Origin of the sequence: Promicromonospora sp. NPDC059942, from assembly GCF_042731755.1 — a bacterium.
Taxonomy (GTDB): domain Bacteria; phylum Actinomycetota; class Actinomycetes; order Actinomycetales; family Cellulomonadaceae; genus Promicromonospora.
Map to the genome: position 1 here is coordinate 83,322 of NZ_JBHWLR010000002.1, position 17,992 is coordinate 101,313.

At 74.6% G+C, this 17,992-nt stretch carries 19 protein-coding genes; 9 read left to right on the forward strand and 10 right to left on the reverse strand.

What is annotated here, in order from left to right:
* Positions 1-27: 27 nt before the first annotated feature.
* The 6 genes from ACFV9Q_RS02945 to ACFV9Q_RS02970 all read right to left on the reverse strand — a co-directional run bounded on the left by ACFV9Q_RS02945 (position 28) and on the right by ACFV9Q_RS02970 (position 5,087).
* Complete coding sequence (locus ACFV9Q_RS02945) at positions 28-594, reverse strand: DUF305 domain-containing protein (protein ID WP_377233068.1); 567 nt, start codon at positions 592-594, stop codon at positions 28-30.
* 103 nt (positions 595-697) lie between these two features.
* On the reverse strand, positions 698-1,186 hold the full coding sequence (locus tag ACFV9Q_RS02950) for a hypothetical protein (protein ID WP_377233069.1): 489 nt from the start codon (positions 1,184-1,186) through the stop codon (positions 698-700).
* 40 nt (positions 1,187-1,226) lie between these two features.
* The gene (locus ACFV9Q_RS02955) at positions 1,227-2,171 is read right to left on the reverse strand and encodes a hypothetical protein (RefSeq protein WP_377233070.1); all 945 of its coding nucleotides are present in this window, start codon (positions 2,169-2,171) and stop codon (positions 1,227-1,229) included.
* Between the two features lie 27 nt (positions 2,172-2,198).
* On the reverse strand, positions 2,199-2,825 hold the full coding sequence (locus tag ACFV9Q_RS02960) for a hypothetical protein (RefSeq protein WP_377233071.1): 627 nt from the start codon (positions 2,823-2,825) through the stop codon (positions 2,199-2,201).
* Positions 2,826-2,931: 106 nt separating this feature from the next.
* Positions 2,932-4,650, reverse strand: a complete 1,719-nt coding sequence (locus ACFV9Q_RS02965; RefSeq protein ID WP_377233072.1) for a SulP family inorganic anion transporter — start codon at positions 4,648-4,650, stop codon at positions 2,932-2,934.
* The gene (locus tag ACFV9Q_RS02970) at positions 4,647-5,087 is read right to left on the reverse strand and encodes an ArsR/SmtB family transcription factor (protein ID WP_377233073.1); all 441 of its coding nucleotides are present in this window, start codon (positions 5,085-5,087) and stop codon (positions 4,647-4,649) included. The genes ACFV9Q_RS02965 and ACFV9Q_RS02970 overlap by 4 nt, the downstream gene beginning before the upstream one ends.
* A gap of 124 nt (positions 5,088-5,211) precedes the next feature.
* Between ACFV9Q_RS02970 and ACFV9Q_RS02975 the strand changes: the two genes are divergently transcribed.
* A complete protein-coding gene (locus ACFV9Q_RS02975; RefSeq protein ID WP_377233074.1) occupies positions 5,212-5,598 on the forward strand; it encodes a VOC family protein in 387 nt (128 codons plus the stop codon).
* Between the two features lie 184 nt (positions 5,599-5,782).
* Positions 5,783-6,607 carry an alpha/beta fold hydrolase gene (locus tag ACFV9Q_RS02980; RefSeq protein ID WP_377230429.1) on the forward strand — a complete coding sequence of 275 codons (825 nt, stop codon included), beginning with the start codon at positions 5,783-5,785 and terminating at the stop codon, positions 6,605-6,607.
* A 15-nt stretch (positions 6,608-6,622) separates the two neighbouring features.
* On the opposite strand, the gene ACFV9Q_RS02985 is transcribed toward ACFV9Q_RS02980, so the two are convergent.
* Positions 6,623-7,594, reverse strand: coding sequence for an Acg family FMN-binding oxidoreductase (locus tag ACFV9Q_RS02985; RefSeq protein ID WP_377233075.1), 972 nt, complete (start codon positions 7,592-7,594; stop codon positions 6,623-6,625).
* 130 nt (positions 7,595-7,724) lie between these two features.
* On the opposite strand from ACFV9Q_RS02985, the gene ACFV9Q_RS02990 reads away from it, so the two are divergent.
* From ACFV9Q_RS02990 to ACFV9Q_RS03000, 3 genes are all read left to right on the forward strand, one after another.
* Positions 7,725-8,312, forward strand: coding sequence for a flavodoxin family protein (locus ACFV9Q_RS02990; protein ID WP_377233076.1), 588 nt, complete (start codon positions 7,725-7,727; stop codon positions 8,310-8,312).
* A 2-nt stretch (positions 8,313-8,314) separates the two neighbouring features.
* A complete protein-coding gene (locus ACFV9Q_RS02995; protein WP_377233077.1) occupies positions 8,315-9,250 on the forward strand; it encodes a universal stress protein in 936 nt (311 codons plus the stop codon).
* A 67-nt stretch (positions 9,251-9,317) separates the two neighbouring features.
* The gene (locus tag ACFV9Q_RS03000; RefSeq protein WP_377233078.1) at positions 9,318-9,815 is read left to right on the forward strand and encodes a hypothetical protein; all 498 of its coding nucleotides are present in this window, start codon (positions 9,318-9,320) and stop codon (positions 9,813-9,815) included.
* An 11-nt stretch (positions 9,816-9,826) separates the two neighbouring features.
* Here the strand turns inward: ACFV9Q_RS03000 and ACFV9Q_RS03005 are convergent, their stop codons facing one another.
* Positions 9,827-11,851, reverse strand: a complete 2,025-nt coding sequence (locus ACFV9Q_RS03005; RefSeq protein ID WP_377233079.1) for a DUF2264 domain-containing protein — start codon at positions 11,849-11,851, stop codon at positions 9,827-9,829.
* Between the two features lie 134 nt (positions 11,852-11,985).
* Between ACFV9Q_RS03005 and ACFV9Q_RS03010 the strand changes: the two genes are divergently transcribed.
* From ACFV9Q_RS03010 to ACFV9Q_RS03025, 4 genes are all read left to right on the forward strand, one after another.
* Positions 11,986-13,053 carry a substrate-binding domain-containing protein gene (locus ACFV9Q_RS03010; RefSeq protein WP_377233080.1) on the forward strand — a complete coding sequence of 356 codons (1,068 nt, stop codon included), beginning with the start codon at positions 11,986-11,988 and terminating at the stop codon, positions 13,051-13,053.
* Between the two features lie 101 nt (positions 13,054-13,154).
* Entirely contained in the window at positions 13,155-14,489 is a 1,335-nt protein-coding gene (locus ACFV9Q_RS03015) for an ABC transporter substrate-binding protein (protein ID WP_377233081.1), read from the forward strand.
* A 74-nt stretch (positions 14,490-14,563) separates the two neighbouring features.
* On the forward strand, positions 14,564-15,229 hold the full coding sequence (locus ACFV9Q_RS03020; protein ID WP_377233082.1) for a hypothetical protein: 666 nt from the start codon (positions 14,564-14,566) through the stop codon (positions 15,227-15,229).
* A 146-nt stretch (positions 15,230-15,375) separates the two neighbouring features.
* Positions 15,376-15,975, forward strand: coding sequence for an NADPH-dependent FMN reductase (locus ACFV9Q_RS03025; protein WP_377230420.1), 600 nt, complete (start codon positions 15,376-15,378; stop codon positions 15,973-15,975).
* A 13-nt stretch (positions 15,976-15,988) separates the two neighbouring features.
* Here ACFV9Q_RS03025 and ACFV9Q_RS03030 read toward each other — a convergent pair whose 3' ends face one another.
* Positions 15,989-16,993 (reverse strand): hydroxyacid dehydrogenase, encoded by a 1,005-nt coding sequence (locus ACFV9Q_RS03030; RefSeq protein WP_377233083.1) that lies wholly within the window; start codon positions 16,991-16,993, stop codon positions 15,989-15,991.
* On the reverse strand, positions 16,990-17,979 hold the full coding sequence (locus tag ACFV9Q_RS03035; RefSeq protein WP_377233084.1) for an acetylxylan esterase: 990 nt from the start codon (positions 17,977-17,979) through the stop codon (positions 16,990-16,992). The genes ACFV9Q_RS03030 and ACFV9Q_RS03035 overlap by 4 nt, the downstream gene beginning before the upstream one ends.
* Positions 17,980-17,992: the final 13 nt, after the last annotated feature.

Below are 17,992 nucleotides of genomic sequence, written 5' to 3' on the forward strand. Positions count from 1 at the left end.
GGCACGCGCCGGCGCACCACCCGGCGGTCACATCGAGGCGAGGAGCTCTTCCATCGTCTCGATCTCGGCGGCCTGCGTGTCCACGATGGTCTGCGCCATCTCGACCGCGCCCGCGTCCTGACCGTCCTCGACCTGGGCCTGCGCCATCTCGACGGCGCCCTCGTGGTGCACGATCATCTGCTCCAGGAACAGCCGGTCCGCGGCGGGGCCGGTGGCGGCGTCGAGCGCCTGGAGGTCCTCGTCGGACATCATGCCGTCCATCCCCGCGTGGCCCCCGTGGTCGCCGGTGGGCTCGGCGCCCCAGGTGTCGAGCCAGCCGGTGAGCGTCTCGATCTCGGGGGCCTGGGCCGCCTTGACCTGGCCGGCCAGCTCGGCGACCCGCGGGTCGGCGTCGGGCCGGGCCAGGACGGCGTCCGCCATCTCGATCGCCTGCTCGTGGTGCGGGATCATCATCTGCGCGAACATCACGTCCGCGTCACTGTGCCCGGCGTGCTCGCCGGCCGCGGTGTCCGCTCCGGGTTCCGTGGAGCCAGAGCAGCCCGTGAGGGCCAGGGCGGCGGACAGGGCGATCGCGGGCAGAAGGGTGCGCTTCATGGGGTCTTCCTCTGGTTTCGTCTCGGGGTAGCACTCACTGGCGCGACGGCGCTGGGGCGCGGTCACGCTCTCGGGTCGGCGCGGGTGCGCGCCGGGCCCGGGTCTACGTCCGGGAGATGCAGAGGTCGTGCAAGGAGGGCGCCGCGACGACGCGGAGGCCGGCGAACGCCGGAGCGAGGGACGCCACGAGCTGGAGCGGGGCCCGCCACAGCAGCCGCCGTGCGGGCGCGACCAGCGCGAGGAGCGCGACGAGGATCATGAGGCACATCGCCATCGCGGCGTCGTGCCCGCCGCACCCGTCGCAGCAGGAGCCCTCGTCGCCGGGCGCGTGGTCGTCCGTCGCGGGGGCCTGGACCAGGACGGGTCCGGTGCCGGCCTGCGCCGTTGCTGTCTGCGCGACGCCGGTCTGCGCGAGCTGCTCCGACACGACCGCGGTGTCCTCGTGCGGCACCGCGTGCCCGTGCGAGGTCGGCGAGCCGCTCATCGAGTGCATCGTGACCACGCCGACGATCACGGTGAGGATCGCCAGTGCTCCGACCATGCCCTGCCGAGGGCCGGTAAGGGCCGAGCGGAGGACCGAGAGCACGCGCACGGCACGGAGGCTACCCGATCTCCGTGCGCGACGGCGCACGTCAGCAGGCGCCGCCGGGCTCGGCCGTGGGGCCCTGACGTGCCTCGCCGTCGGGCGACGGGCTCAGGTGGTCGAGCCGGACGTCGTCCGTGGCGGGCACCGAGACCACGCCGGCGTCCTCCGCCGACCAGGCGCGCGGGATCAGCACGTACTGGCCGCCGGAGGCGGCCATGAGGACCAGGCCGTCGTACCGGTAGCGGAACCCGTCCGGTCCCGACGGGCACGCCGTCGCTGTGACGCCCGGCCCGACGATCTGCAGGTCCACGGTGCTGCGCACCACGACGGACGAGTCCTTGGACAAACCATCCGCGAACTGCTCGGCTCGTTCACGACCGACTGCCGCGGAGTAGTCCGCCACCGCCCAGAACAGCGCCACCGCCACCAGCGCGAACATCGCGCCCCACTCGGCGAGCCGCGCCGTCTGCGACGGCGGGACCCAGGACTTGTCGTCGCGGCGTCGCACCGTGCGCCGGCGGCGCACCGCCAGGCCGAGCAGCAGCACCCCGCCGGCCAGGCAGAGGGGGGCCACCCACGACGGCACCCAGTCGGCGAGCCCCGTCCTGGGCCGGAACGCCTGGACGAGCCCGAACAGGGCCAGGACCGCCCCGACCGGGCCCGCCACCCGCACGATCCAGCGGTCGACGTCGGGCCGGTCGCCCCCGGCGCGGGACCCGCCCCTGACCCACAGCGCCACGAGCACGCCCGTGGCCACCACCGCGAGCGGGATGAGGAGCCCGTCCTGCGCGAGGTAGAGGTAGTCGGTCGTGGTCAGCCCCAGGGACGAGACGTCCACGCCGAAGTACTCGAAGAAGAACGTGATCTGCTTGCGGCCGAAGAAGTAGAGCAGCGCGGTGACCAGGGTGACGGGCGCGATGACCTCCGTGGCGACGCGCACGATCCGGCCGATGTCCCGGCCGACGTCAGCCGGCGCGTCCTCGTCGGGCACGGTTCTCTCCCGACCGCTCATCCCTGGCTACCCCTGGCTGCCCTCGGCGGGGCTCTCGTCGGTGTCGGTCGGCTCGTCGGTGCTGCCGTCGGTGGTGTCCTCGGTCGGATCGACGTCGGTGCCGTTCTCGCCGCCCTCGCCGTCAGTGCAGCCCTCAGGTTCGTTGGGGTCCCCGAACAACGTCAGCGTCGCGCCAACCTCGATCACGTCACCCTCCGCCGGGTCGGAACCGGAGTAGTTGCAGTCGCGCACGGCGGGATCGAAGGTGATCTCGACGCACAGGTCCCCGCCGGGGCACTGATCTGCGATCGTGTCGGCTGCCTCATCGGCGATGTCGAACACCAGCCGGCCGCCGCCGGCCTGGTCCAAGGGGCTACCGAGAACGATCGGGGAGGGTTGCGCACCTCCTCCGCCGCCACCGCCGCCACCACCGCCTCCTCCGCCGCCTCCTCCGCCACCGCCTCCTCCACCGCCACCGCCTCCGTCGTCATCGCCACCGCCGCCGTCGTCATCGGTGGTGTCGGTCTGCTCGGTGTCGTCGCCGTTGTCGCCGCCCCAGGTGCAGGCTGCTCCTGCCGGGAGCACGAGCGCCGCGAGCAGGGCCAGCGGTGCGAGCCGCCGCCACACGGCACGTCGTGTCGTCTGGTGTCTCATCGGGCGCACCTCCTCGTCCGCCTACCCGGAGGGAGTCGCGGGGGAGACGACGTGATACGGCTTGCGTCCCCGTTCCGCGGGCTCGGCGGGTGAACCCGTGCGCGGCTCAGCGCCTCCCGTCGAGCTGCGGCACGTCAATTCCCTGCGCCGCCCTCCGGACATGGGAGCGGGCATGGGCGACGGCCGCGTCCAGCGTGGCGAACACGTGGTTCTCGTGCCGGAGCCCGTCCAGCACGCCGACGGTGGTCATGAGCCTGCGGTGCCGGCTCTGCACGCCCTTGACCAGCACCGTGACGCCGCGCTGCTCCAGGGTGGTGACCAGGTCGGCGAGGGCGCGCGCGCCGGTGGCGTCGACCATGTCGAGCTGGGACAGGCGCAGGACGACCACCAGCACGTCGTCCCGGACCGAGGCGTCGGTGACCTCGCCGAGGATCCGGTCGGCGGCCCCGAAGAACATGGCACCGTCCAGGCGGAACAGCGCGATGCGCTCGTCGCCCTCGTGCGCGGCACCGGGCAGCGGCTCCCGGTGCACGGTCGAGGCGCGGGCCAGCCGCCGCAGGGCGAAGAACGCGGCCACGACCAGCCCGATCTGGACGGCCTCGATCAGGTCGAACGCGACGGTGATCACGGCCGTGACCACGAAGGTCGCGGCGTCGGACCGGGTGGAGCCCAGCACCGCGCGGACGGTGCCCGTGCCGATCATCCGGAGGGCGGTCACCATGAGCACGCCGGCGAGCGCGGCCAGCGGGATGCGGCTCACGGGTCCGGTGGCCAGGTAGATGACGGCGAGGATCACCAGCGCGTGCACGACGGCGGCCAGGCGGGTGCGCGCCCCGGAGCGGACGTTGACTGCCGTCCGCGCGATGGCGCCGGTCGCGGGCATCCCGCCGAACAGCCCTGACGCCAGCGACGCCAGGCCCTGCCCGACGAGCTCGCGGTCCGGGTGGTAGACCGAACCGGGGGCCATGGTGGCCGCCACCCGGGCGGACAGGAGCGACTCGATGGCGGCCAGGGCCGCGACCGCGACCGCCGCACCCAGGAGGTCGCCCACCGCCGCGGCGCCGAACCCGGGCAGCACCGGGGCGGGGAGCGCGTGGGGCAGGGCGCCGATGCGGGCCAGCGGTGCTCCTGCGACCTCGGCCAGCACCGTGGCGAGCGCGACGGCGACGAGCGAGGCGGGGATCGCGGCGTGCAGGCGCGGCAGCAGCACCAGGAGCGCCGCGACCAGCACGACGGTCGCGAGGGCCCACAGCGTGCTCGCGCCCAGCGCGAGCCGCCCGAGTGCCGCGGCGGCCGCCCCGACGGCGTGGAGGGCGGCGACCAGCGGGTTCTCCCCGGCCCCGGCGTCCTGCCCGAGGGCGGCGGGGACCTGCTGGAGGAAGATGATCGCCGCGATCCCGAGGGTGAACCCCTCGACCACCGGCCAGGGGATGAAGGTGACGAGCCGGCCGAGCCGCAGCACGCCCGCGAGCAGGACGATCGCCCCGCCGAGCACGGTCACCAGGGCGACCGAGGCGAGCCCGTGCTCGGCGACTACCGGGGCCAGCACCACGGCCATCGCGCCGGTGGGCCCCGAGACCTGGAACCGGGAGCCGCCGAGGACGGCCGCGACGACGCCCGCCACCACGGCGGTCACCAGGCCCGCAGCGGGTCCCGTGCCCGAGCTGACGCCGAACGCGAGCGCCAGCGGCAGCGCGACGACCCCCACCGTGAGGCCCGCCAGGAGGTCGGCGCCGAGCGACCGGGGCCGCAGGTCGTAGTCGGCGCGCCGCGGGAGCAGGTCGCGGACGTCGAGGGTGGCCAGGGCGTCGCGGAGGGTGGTCACCGGGCCGCCCCGGCGGGCGCCGCGTCGTCCGGCCCGGTCCGGGCCAGCGCCGCCTCCAGCACGGCGCGGGCGCTCGCGCCGGGCAGTGCCGGCAGGCGGCGGGCGGCGTCGAGACGGTCGGCGTCGGTGTCCCGCCCGGCGAGCCGGTGCAGCAGGAACGCGCGCGCGACCACGAGGAGCTCGGCCACCAGCGGCTCGGTGAGCCGGTAGTGCACGGCGTTGCCCGAGCGGGTCGCCTCGACCACCCCGGCGCGCTTGAGCACGGCCAGGTGCTGGGAGAGCGCGGACGGCTCGGACCTCGTGACGGTCTGCAGGCGGGAGACGGGCGCGGTCAGGTCGGGGTCCGCCGCGAGCACCTCCAGCACCTGGATGCGTACCGGGTGGGCCAGGCTCTTGAAGAGCTCCGCCTTGATCGCGTAGAGGGGCTGCGTGTCCACGGGCATGAATTTAGCAGTTGCTGAAACCACTGCCGGGACGACGGCGCCGGCCCGCAACCGCCGATGAGTTCCGCCGCGCCCCGCCGTCAGTCACGTAGCACCGACCCCACGAAAGGAACTCACCATGGTCACCACGCTCCGCAGCTTCAGCGGCTTCTCGGTGGACGACGTCGACGCCGCCCTCCGCTTCTACCGCGACACCCTCGGCCTGCCCGCACGGGCCAACGACATGGGCGGCCTCCAGATCGAGCTGACCGAGGGCTCGTCGGTGTTCGTCTACCCCAAGGGCAAGGACCACACCCCGGCGTCGTACACCGTGCTGAACCTCGTCGTGCCGGACATCGACAAGGCGGTCACCGAGCTGGAGGCGGCCGGGGTGAGCCTGCTGCGGTACCCCGGGTTCGACCAGGACGAACGCGGTGTGGCCCGCAGCACCGATCCCACCCAGGGGCCGACGATCGGCTGGATCACCGACCCGGCGGGCAACGTCATCGCGCTCATCCAGGACTGACGGCCCGGAGTGCCGGCCCGGTCCGCGGCCACGCGTTTATCACCCGGGTAAGTCACCCGCGGGGCCGATCCTGGACTGCGGGCGCGGCCCGGTCGGCGGATGCTGGCTGAGGCGGGGCCGGCGGAGGCCTCGCGGGGCACGCCTTGCCGAGGCGGCCCGCCGGACGGCGAACGGAGACGGAAACGTGCCGAAGATTGTCACTGATGACGGCGTCGAGATCTTCTACAAGGACTGGGGGACCGGGCAGCCCATCGTCTTCAGCCACGGCTGGCCCCTGTCGGCCGACGACTGGGACGCCCAGCTGTTGTTCTTCCTGCACCAGGGCTACCGGGTCATCGCCCACGACCGCCGCGGGCACGGCCGGTCCACGCAGGTGGCGGACGGCCACGACATGGACCACTACGCGGACGACCTGGCCGCGCTGACCGCCTACCTCGACCTGCACGACGCCGTGCACGTGGGCCACTCCACCGGCGGCGGCGAGGTGGTCCACTACATCGCGCGGCACGGCGAGTCGCGCGTGGCCAAGGCCGCGATCATCGCCGCCGTGCCGCCGCTCATGGTGCAGACCGACGCCAACCCCGGCGGCCTGCCCAAGAGCGTGTTCGACGACCTGCGCGCGCAGCTCGCGGCGAGCCGGTCGGAGTTCTACACGGCGCTGCCCGCCGGCCCGTTCTACGGGTTCAACCGGCCCGGCGTCGAGACGCGTGAGCCGCTGGTGCGCAACTGGTGGCGCCAGGGCATGCAGGGCGGCGCCAAGGCGCACTATGACGGCATCGCGGCGTTCTCGGAGACCGACTTCACCGAGGACCTGCGCAAGATCACCGTGCCGGTGCTGGTGATGCACGGCGACGACGACCAGATCGTCCCGTACGCCAACGCGGGCCCGATGTCGGCCGAGCTGCTGCCGAACGGCACGCTGAAGACCTACCCGGGCTTCCCGCACGGCATGCCGACCACGCACGCCGAGGTGATCAACGCCGACCTGCTGGAGTTCATCCGCTCCTGATCTACCGGGCTGCAGCTACCGGGCAGCCTGCCGCCTGGCCTCGCGCAGGATCTCCTCCTCCGTGCGTCGCGGCGCGTGCCGGGGCAGCGAGCTGTAGCCGAGCCGCATCAGCATCTGCGGCGCCTGGTCGAGCGACAGCACCCGGCGCAGGTCGTGGCGGGTCGTCGGGTTCTCCAGCACGGTGGTCGCGAACGACGCGTGGACGAAGTAGGTGATCGCGACCAGCAGCACGTGCTCCAGCGCCTGACCCGCGGTGACCCAGTCCCGGGGGCTGTCGCCGGGCGTGGAGAGCAGGGCCATCGTCGAGTGCTGCTCGAACTGGGCGCTGCCCCTGCTCGCGAGGAACCGCCGGACCGGCGCGCCGTCGTCGACGGCCGCCGGTCCCAGGAGCTCCGCGGGGATGCCGTCGGCGCGGTCCGCGTCCGTGGCGGTCCACGCCAGCTCCTCGCCCCGGGTCGCCGGGTCCTCCGCCGCGAGCGCCTCGGCCCGGCGGACCAGCGTCATCACCTCCGCGCGCGCCGGCTCGGACGGCTGGACGGGGCGCAGCTCCGCGCCCTCGTCCCGCGCCGCCTGCCCGATCGCCAGCAGCACGTCCGTGAACAGCGGCTGGTCGTCGAACGGGACCCGCGACGTCGTGCGCCGCGCGATCGCCACGGCCAGCTCCAGCTCGTCGGTGTTGGGCACCGGGCCCGGTTCGAGCCGCATCGTGGCCACCAGCAGGGGGTCGTCGCGGGCGGGCAGCACGTGGACGGTGGCGCTCAGCGACTCCCGGCGCGCCGCCGTGCGCGCGTTGAACAGGAAGGCCCCGCAGCTGATCAGCATCTCCCGGCCCAACGGGTCCGAGTGGCGCAGCTGCCGCGCCGGGTCCGCCCGCAGAACCACGGTGCGGCCCGTGACCTCCACCCGCCACGGCTGCGTGTTGTGGACGCTCGGGGCGCTGGCGGCGGCCCGCAGGATCCGTTCCACCCGCGAGTCGACGACGTCCATCGACCCAGTCTTCGGGGCGGGTGGTCGCGGGGCACGGGCCAAAGGTCCCGCGGACGTGGGCCGGACGGCCCTGACGCCCGACCGGCCGGGGAACAAGCGTGGAGGTAGAACCAATCGGGAGGTGGCCACGATGCGCGCACTGGTGGTCTATGAGTCCATGTTCGGCAACACCGAGGCGATCGCGCGGTCGGTCGCGGACGGGATCGAGGCGTCGATGCACGCCGACGTCGTCGAGGTGAGCGCGGCACCGGCCACCGTTCCGGCCGACGTCACGATGCTGGTCGTGGGCGGGCCCACCCATGCGTTCAGCATGTCCTGGCCGTCCACGCGGCGCGACGCCGCGGGGCGGGCCACGTCCGTCATCTCGGGCGACCGCGGCATCCGCGAGTGGCTCGGGGCGCTGCCCGGGGTGACGACGAAGACGGTGGCGACGGCGTTCGACACGCGGGCGACCTCGCGGCTGACCGGGTCCGCCGCGCGCGCGGCGAGCCGCCGGCTGGACCGGCTGGGCTTCCCCCTGATCGCCTCGCCCATGAGCTTCCGGGTCACCGACGTCACCGGGCCGCTCGTGGACGGTGAGCTTGACCGTGCCTACGGGTGGGGCAAGGCCCTCGGCTCCGACGTGGTCGTGCAGAAGCCCACGAGGCCGCTCGTCCGGTCACCGCACGCGCACCTGTACCGCCGCCCGTACCCGCAGGGCCAGCTGGGCGAGGCGTGACCATGACCGCCGACCAGCGGGCCGCCCCGGTCGTCGTCGCCGTCGACGGCAGCGAGCGCAGCGCGGGCGCCGTCGGGTACGCGATCACGGAGGCCCGGATCCGGCGCAGCGGGGTGCGCATGGTCCACGTGGTCCCGGCGCCGCTGCCCGAGAGCGGGCTCTGGCCCGCCGAGGCGGGCGACATCGCCTACCTCGAACGGGCGGGCCGCGGGACGGTGACCCGGGAGGCGGAGGCGGCGCGCGCCGTCGCCCCCGAGGTGGACATCGAGCCGGTGCTCGCCCTCGGGCCGCGTGTCGCCCAGCTCGTCGCCGCGGGGGCCTCCGGCGGCCTCCTCGTGCTGGGCCGCGAGACGCGCCACGGCGCCGAGCGCCTGGTCGCCCGGGCCACGACCGCCGAGGTCGCGGCGCGTGCCACGGTCCCCGTGGCGGTGGTGCCCGCACAGTGGCGGGACAGCGGGCACAACCGGATCGTCGTGGGGATCAAGACGTTCACCAGCGCCGGTGAGCTGTTGACCCGTGCGCTCTCGGTCGCGGCCTGCCGGCACGCGATCGTGCGGGTCGTGCATGCCGTCGAGGTCCCGGACCTGGCCGCCGACCTGGGCATCGCGGACTCGTACGCCGGCGAGTCGGTCACGGCCGCCACCCGGCTGCTGGAGACGGTCGTGCACGACTGGGCCGTCGTCTACCCGGGCGTGTCCGTCGAGACGTCGGTGCTCCTGGGCCGCCCGGACGAGGTTCTCGTCGAGTCCGCGGCCGACGCCGACGTGCTGATGGTCGCGCGCCACCACCGGGGGCTGGGACACACCGGCCGGCTCGGGCGGACCCCGCGGGCGATCCTCAACGTGTGCGACACCCCGGTCGAGGTGGTCCCGCTGCGCTGGAAGACCTCCGGCGTGCCGATCGTCCTGGAGAGCGACGAGGAGATCCTGAAGACCTGACGCGCCGCCGCGCGGCAAACCTGCGAAGGTGGGGATGCCCAGAACTCAGCGCGGAGGACGGTCACCGATGGACGACTACCTGTGGGTGCTCAAGGACGACGAGCTCGATCTGGTGCGTGAGCTCGAACCCAAGAGGTTAAAGGCGCTCGACGAGGACGGCCTGCTCGACCTGCACCGCCGCGTGCGGCGGGCGCGCAACAAGCACGTCAAGAACTACCGCCGCAAGGCGGCCCTGAACGTCAAGGAGGTGGGCGCGCGCGGCAAGGCGGCGCCCAAGGGCGGCAAGTCCCGCTGGCGGGCGGCCGCGTTCGAGGAGGCGCTGTCGATCGTCAGCGAACGGCTGGCGCACGTCGCGCACGTGCAGGCCGAGGCCCTCAAGGACGAGCGGCTCGCACGCGCCACGGCGGGCAGGTCGTCCGGGCCGGGGCCGAAGGACCGGCCGGGCGGCAAGAAGGTCGGCCCCGGGCGGGCCCGGAGCCACCAGAAGACGACGGGCGGCAAGAAGCGCGACGCCTCGACCCGGGCGCAGGGCGCGCGCCGGCAGGGCAAGCGGGACAGCAAGTAGGTTTCCCGCGGTCAGCGCGGCACGGTGTCCACGGCGCCGTCGCGCCAGCGCACCTCGACGGCGCTCCCGTCCGGCGCGAGCGCCACGGAGCCGACGGCGTCCAGGTCCACCGAGCCGGCGTCGCCCGTGAGCACGACGAGGGCGGCCACGACGTCGCCCGCCGCCGCGGGACCGCTGCCGCGCAGCCACGGGACCATCGAGGCCGCGCCGAACGGGTCGGCGCCGGCGCGGCGGTGCGCCCCGGCCAGGTCCAGCCCGCGCAGTCCGCGCAGCACCGACGTCGTCCCGTTGGACCGCGCCACCCGTACCCAGCCGTCCCCGGACTCCGTCCGCAGGTCGCCGTCCTGGTCGGCGGCGAGCGGCCAGCCGCCCACCTGGAACGCCCAGGGTCCCGGGTCGGCGGGCCAGGCGACGTCCGCGTCCAGGTCCGCACCCGCCGCCGGCGCGCCGGGCCCGGGGACGACGGCGGGCGTCCACCACGCCAGGCGGACCTCGTGCGGACCGCGCACCACGCTCGCCGTGGTCACCACAGGCCCGCGCCGCACCGTGGCCCAGCCGGCGTGGTCCCCGCCCGGACCCGAGCCCGGCACGTCCAGCCACCGCACCCGCGAGCGCGACACGGCGACCCGGTCGTCCGCGCGCACCCGCTCGATCCCGTCCCGGTGCGACGGCCGGCCCCCGCCGTCCAGGAGCGCCACGTGCGAGTCAGACGGCTCCGCCAGGTCCTGCGGCGAGAGCTGCGGCGAGACGACGTTCGCGTACCCGACCCGCCGGTAGAACGGGTCGTCGCCGTGCGCCTGCGCCTCCGGCTCCAGCAGCCGGTCCGAGCCGTGGTTGAGCACCCGCACGATCCCGTCCGACGGCGTGCCCGCGACCAGCCACCCCGGCGCGCGCAGCAGCGTGACCTGCTCCTGCCGCCACGCCGGCGGTGTCTCGTCCGGCGCCGTCCACACCGGGTGGTCCGGCGGCAGGAGCAGACCCGCGAACCCTTTGCTCGCCCAGTACGGTGACGCCCCGCCGGAGTAGAGCTGGCGCAGCCGGTCGTACCGGCCGTGCCAGCCGACCGGCAGCAGACCCCGCTCGTCCACGGCACCACGGTCCAGGAAGTGCCCGGCCACCGCCGACGTCAGCACACCGGTCGCGCCCGGCGACAGCGGCGTCGCGTCCGCCAGGGCCCCGGCCCAGAACGGGGCGAGGACCGCGAACCGGTACGTCACCGACCGGCCCTGCAGCACCGGCGCCCCGCCGGAGCCGACGAGGTGCTGCGCCTGCTCCAGGTAGGCGCGCAGCCGCTCGGCGTGCCGCGGGGCCGGACCACGGCCCTCGATCCGCGCGTGCAGCACCGGGTACAGGTGCCAGGCCCACCCGGCGTACCAGTCGAACGTCTGACGCCGCCCGTCGCGGCCCCGCCCGTCGGAGTACCAGCCGTCGCCCACGTACAGCGCCTCGGCCAGCTCCTCGTTGCGGTCCAGGTCCGCCTGGTCCCACGGCCCGCCCACCGACGCGAGGAACGCCTCGACCACGTTCTGGAACCAGAGCCAGTTGTTGCGGTACCCGCTCGTGCCGACCACACCGGCGAGCCAGGCGACGGTGCGCCCGCGGACGCCGTCGGACAGCCGCTCCCACAGCCACGGCCGTGTCTCGGCCAGCCCCACGGCGATCGACGCCGCCTCGACGACGGCCTGCCGACGCTCGTCGATCCGGGGCCAGCGCTCCGGGCTCGTCGGGTCGGTGCCGTGGCGCAGCCCCTCGGCGTAGCGGCCGAGCAGGCCGTCCGGGTCGGCGCCGTCCTGCCCCCGCACGCGGAACGCCGCCAGGAGGAACGTGCGGGCGAACCCCTCCAGGCCGTCGCTCCAGGCGCCCGAGGCGCTGACCGGACCGGGGAGCGCCAGCAGGGCCTGCCCGGGGGAGGCGTACGGCGCGGTGGCCCGCAGGAGCGTGTCGGCGGTGGCGAGCCAGCGGTCGCGGCTCCAGCGCGGGGCGCGGCCGGGCCGTGGCTCGTGATCGGGCGCGGGGGAGGTGGGCGAGGGGGTCACCCGGGCAGTCTCGCCGCCGTCCCGTCGGGGTTTGTCCGACCGGACAATTTCGGTCACCCAGTGGCTACAGTGTGCGCCGACGACGACGTCGTCGCGGGCGTCAGGGTGGACGTCGGGGTGGACGAGGAGGCGACATGCACCTGCCGAGGAGCCGGCACGAGTACCTGCTGCGCGAGGTGGAGCTGCGCGGGAGCGTGCGGTCTGCCGAGGCCGCCGCCCGGCTCGGCGTCTCCGAGGTCACGATCCGGCGCGACATCCGCGAGCTGGAGGCGGCGGGCCGGCTCGGACGGGTGCACGGCGGAGCCATCGCCCTGGGCTCCGAGCGCGGCCCGCGGGCGGCCCGCGCGCTGGTGGGCGTGGTGGTGCCGAGCGTCGTCGCGCACTTCCTGGACACGGTCCGGGGCATGGAGGCGCTCGCGCCGGCGCTCCACGTGCGGCTCGTCCTCGGCGTCTCGCACTACCGGCCCGAGCTGGAGGAGCAGCAGGTCGAGCGGCTCCTCGCGCTGGGCGCGACGGGGCTGGTCCTGGCACCCACGACGCGGGACCGCAGCCTCGACGACCTCGCCGCGTGGCTCGGCGCCATCCCGGTGCCCCTGGTCCTGGTCGAGCGCCGCATCGACGCGCTGACCAGCCTCAGCGAGCTCGACGTGGCCCGCACCGACCACGCGCACGGCGCGGTGCTCGCCGTCGAGCACCTGGTGCGGCTGGGGCACCGGCGGGTCGGGATCGGCGTCTACGACCGGACGCCCACCGCGCCGCGCGTCCGCGACGGGTACGCCACCGCCGTGTCCCGGATGGGCCTGGCGCCGGGACCGGACGTCGCGCTGTCCAAGGGGGACGACGACCCCGCCCGGCTGCGCCGCGAGCTCGCCGACCTGCTGGACCGGTGCGTGGCCACGGGCACCCGCGCCGTGCTGGTGCACACCGACGACCACGCCGCGCGCCTCGTGGAGACCGCCCTGGACCGCGGGATGCGCGTGCCGGAGGACCTCGCGGTGGTGGCCTACGACGACGAGAACGCCGAGCTCGCGGCCGTGCCCCTGACCACAGTGACGACGCCCCGGCGCGAGCTCGGGCGGGAGGCGCTGCAGCTCCTGGCCGACCGCATCGCCCACGGCACCGGGCACCGCCCGCCGCGGCACGTCGAGCTGCTGCCCCGGCTGACGGTGCGGGCGTCGTGCGGCGCCGCGCCACGGTCGTGACCGCTTTTGTCCGTTCGCCCGGTCGTGCGGGCGCCGGGTTGCAGGCTGTGCCCGGGTCAGGGCGTCGTCGTCCTGCGAGGACCAGGAGCAAGGAGGCTCACATGTATCTGCACGCGAGGGGTGGCGCCCCGGGGAACGGCCGCGGCCGCCGGAAGGCCGTCGTGGCCGGTGTGGCCGCGGCTGCCGTGCTCGCCCTGGCCGCCTGCGCGTCCGGCGGCGCGGGCTCGGGCGGCGCGGACGGCTCGGGTCAGGACGTGGCGCTGACGTTCTCCTGGTGGGGTGACGCCAGCCGGGCCGAACGGTACGAGCAGGCGCTGGAGATCTTCGAGGAGGAGAACCCCGGGATCACGGTCCGGACCAACTACGCGGGCTTCGCCGACTACTGGACCGCGCGCAACACCGAGGCGGCCAGCCGCACCCTGCCCGACGTGCTGCAGATGGACCTCGCCTACCTCACCGAGTACACGGAGTTCGGGCACGTGATCCCGCTGGACGAGTACTTCGGCGACACGATCACGGTCGACACGATCTCCGAGCCGCTGCTGGCCTCGGGGCAGGTGGACGGTCAGACCTACGGGCTGGCCAGCAGCGCGAGCACGCTCGGCACGTTCGTCAACACCGACCTGCTCGACGAGCTCGGCGTCACGGTGCCGAAGGACGGCCTGACGTGGGACGAGTACGACGCCCTGCTCGCCGAGATCTCGGCGGCCGGTGCGGGGCACGACCCGGCCGTCCACGGCTCGGTGGACTACACCCAGTTCTTCTGGCTGTTCCAGATCTGGCTGCAGCAGAACGGCAAGTCGCTGCTGGACGGCGACCAGCTCGGCTTCGACGAGGCCGACCTGGCGACCTGGTGGGACAGGAGCGCCGCGGTCCACGAGCAGGAGGGGTTCCTGCCGGCCAAGCGGCAGGAGCAGCTCTCCGGCGCGGACGCGATCGGCGTGGGCGAGACCGCCGCCGAGATCAGCTGGGACAACTTCCTGGTCCGGTTCAGCGAGGGGCAGGCGAAGCCGAACCTGACGCTGCTGCCCGTGCCCGCGGACGACCTCGAGAACAACAGCGGCATGTTCCTCAAGCCGGGCCTGCAGCTCTCGGTCGCGGCCAACAGCGAGCACCCCGACGAGGCCGCGAAGCTCGTCGACTTCCTGGTGAACGACCCCCGGGTCGGCGAGATCTTCGGCATGTCCCGCGGCGTGCCCGCCTCCAGCGCGACCCTGGAGGGCGTCGAGCTGACCGAGCTCGACCAGCAGATCCTGGACTACGAGAAGCAGCTCGAACCGCACCTCGTGGGCTCGGCCCCGCCGCCCGTGGCCGGGCTGAGCAACCTGGAGACCACCTTCTCGACCACCGCCCTGGAGGTCGCCTACGGCACGCTGACCGTCGACGAGGCCGTCGACCGCTGGTTCGCGGAGGCCGCGACGGCGCTCGCCGGGTAGGGCACAGACGCCCCGCGGGGCCGCGCCGGCGACCTTCGGTGCGGCCCCGCGGGCGCGTTGTTACGGTGTCGGGCATGTTCTCGGACAGGAGTCGCCGGCGTGCCGACAAGCGCGTCCGGCCAGGTGACGGCAGCCCGCTCCAGCGGTTCCGGTGGTGGCAGCCGTTCACGCGCTCGCTGTTCCACCTGGACCTGACGGCCGGCGCCGGGGGCCGCGAGACCTGGTCGGTGGACATCCGGCACGGCGGCGACGACAACGGCACGGTCTGGGCCAAGCTCTACCTCGACGGCCGGCTGCAGGCGACGTCGAAGCTGCCGGCCCGCTTCCCGGTGACCGGCGGCGTCATCGAGGTGGTCACCAGCGGCTTCGGCCTCCGCCGCTGCCACTACGTGACCGACGACGGCTACGAGCGCCAGCTCGCCCCGGACGCCGCCTCGGCCGAGGGCCTCCGCGCCCACCTGGAGCACGCGCACCCCGTGGCGGGCCGGTCCATCGGGCTGGTCAGCATCGTCGTCCTGGTGATCGGGCTGGTGCTCGGCGTGCCGCAGATCGTCGAGGAGATCTCCCAGATCCCGCCTGTCGCCGAGCGGCTCGGCACCACCTTCACCTCGCCGGTCCGGTTGCCGGCCTGGCTGAACATCACCGTGCTGGTGGCCACCCTGCTGGCCAGCACCGAGCGCGCCCTGCGGCTGCGGTACAACTGGCTCCTCGACGGCGGGCTGTTCGACGGCGACGGCTAGGCGGGTCGGCGGCTGGGCGCCCGGGCGGCCAGGCGGGTGAACTCGCGGCGCCGGGCGTCCGAGCGCACAGTGGACAGTGGCGGCACCGGAGGGGTGCCGGCACGCCGGCGGCGAGCGTCGACGACCGACTGACGCAGGGAGGCGTCATGACCTACCAGATCGGCTACCTCGTCGGCAGCCTCGCCAAGGGATCGATCAACCGCACGCTGTCGCGGGCGCTGATCGCCTCGGCGCCCGACGACCTGGCGTTCACCGAGATCCCGATCGGCGACCTGCCGCTGTACAGCTGGGACTTCGACGCCGACTTCCCGCCGGAGGGCCGGGCGTTCAAGGCCGCGATCGAGTCCTCGGACGGGCTGCTGTTCGTGTCCCCGGAGTACAACCGCTCGATCCCGGGCGCGTTGAAGAACGCGATCGACTGGGGCTCGCGGCCCTGGGGCCAGAACTCCTTCGCCCGCAAGCCCACCGGCATCATCGGCGCCTCGCCCGGCGGCATCGGCACGGCCGTCATGCAGTCGTCGATGCGCAGCGTGCTGAGCTTCCTCGACGCGCCGCAGCTCAACGCGCCCGAGGCGTACATCACCTTCGACGCCGCCGACTTCGGCCCGGACGGCACCGTGGTCAACGAGACCACGGCCACCTTCCTGCGGCACTACATGGCGGAGTACTGCGCGTTCGTCCAGCGGGTCCTGGCCGCCAACGCCCCGGGACACATCGGCGACGAGGACCCCGCCTCGACCAAGTAGCCGGCGGGATCCGCTAGGCGGACCGGTCGAGCGTCGTGGGCTCGATGCGGTGGCGCAGCTCCGCGCCGCCCAGGTACCGCTCCAGCTCGCCCACCACCAGCTCGCCGAGGCTCTCGCGGTCGGCCCCCGTGGCGCCCGCGATGTGCGGGGACAGCTCGACGTTCGGCAGCCCCCACAGGGCGGAGCCGGGCCGGATCGGCTCGTGCCGCGTGACGTCGAGCAGCGCCGTCAGGTCGGTGCGGTCCGTCAGCACGTCGATCAGGGCGTCCTCGTCGACCACGGCCCCGCGGGCGGTGTTGACCAGCACGGCGCCGCGCGGGAGCGAGCGCAGCAGGGTCTCCGTCACCAGGCCCCGGGTCGAGGCCAGCAGCGGGGCGTGCACGCTCACGACCTGGGACTCGCGGAAGAGCCGGTCCAGCCCCGCGGGCTCGGCGCCGAGAGCCCGGAGCCGGGCGTCGTCGACCCCGGGGTCGTGGACCAGCACGTGCACCGGGTGCGCGCGGAGCCGCTCGGCGACGCGCCGGCCGATCTCGCCGAGCGCGACCAGGCCCACGGTGCTGTCGCGGGTGCCGCGGGCGAAGCTGCTGGTGGTGGCCAGGTGCTGGGCGCGGTACTCGCGCTGGGCGTGCCAGAACCCGCGGGCCGCCAGCAGGATCTGGGCGACGGCGAACTCCGCCACCGGCTCGGCGTTCGCGGCGGCCGCGTTCACCACGGCGATGCCGCGGTCGAACACCGCGTCGTGCACGAAGCCCTTGACCGTGCCGGCGGCGTGGAAGACGGCGCGCAGCCGCGGCGCCCGCCCGAGGGCGGCGGCGTCGAGCACCGGAGCGCCCCAGCCCGTCAGCAGGATCTCGGTCTCGGCGGCGGCGCGGGCGTCCCGGCGGAACTCCTCGGCGGTGAGGAACGGGCGCCGCAGGTCGGCGACGGCGTCGATGCGGGCGATCAGCGCGGGCGGGTAGACGGCGTCCCGGCTGGCCTCCTCCATGACGAGGGCGGCCCTGGGGCGGTGCCCGCTCATACCGCGCTCTCCTGGCGGGCCCCGAACACCGTGTCGAGGAACGCGAGCTGACGGCGGGTGTGATGGGACTGCCCGCCCTCGTGCCCGTTGAACGGGTAGACCTCGATCGACTTGTCGGCGCCGGCGTATGCGTTGAAGGCCGCATACACGGTCGACGGCGGGCAGACGACGTCGCCGAGCGCCACCGAGAACAGCGCCGGGGCGTGCGCCCGGCGGGCGAGGTTGACGCCGTCGAAGTAGTCGAGCGTGCGGAACACGTCCTCCTCCGCCCCGCGGCGCATCTGGAGGTAGCGCACCAGCTCGCTGTACGGGGCGGCGTCGGTGATGCGCACGGCGCGGCGGACGTGGCTGAGGAACGGCACGTCGACCGTCGCTCCGAGGAGCCCGGCGCTGAGCCCCGCCGCGGCCAGTGCGATCGCCCCGCCCTGGCTCCCGCCGGACACGAGCACCCGTGCGGGGTCGACGGCGGGGTGGCTGCGCGCGGCGTCGACGGCGAGCACGGCGTCGGTGAACAGGCGCCGGTAGTAGTAGTCGTGCGGGTCGTCGATGCCGGCCGTCACCTTGCCGGCGACCTGGGCGGGGCCGCTGGACGGGTCGGGAGTCCAGCCCGGCGTCGCCCCGGTGCCCTGCCCGCGGTTGTCCATGACGAACAGCGCGTACCCGGCGCTCGGCAGCAGCGTCCACTGCTCGGCGAACCCGCGCCCCGAGTTGTAGCCCATGTACTGCACCACGCAGCCGCGCGGCGGCTCGTGCCGCGGCGTCAGCATCCAGGCACGCACGGGTTGGCCGCCGAAGCCGGGGAAGGTGACGTCCTCGACCCGGACGCCGCGCAGCAGCGTGTCGGCGGGCTCGAACCGGGCCAGGCCGGGCGCCGCCGCCCGGGACTCCGCCAGGGTCTTGGCCCAGAAGGCGTCGAGGTCCGCCGGCTCGGGCACGTCGGGGTGATACGCCTGGAGCTGTTCCAGGGGCAGGTCGAACTGGGCCATGGTGTCCAATCGG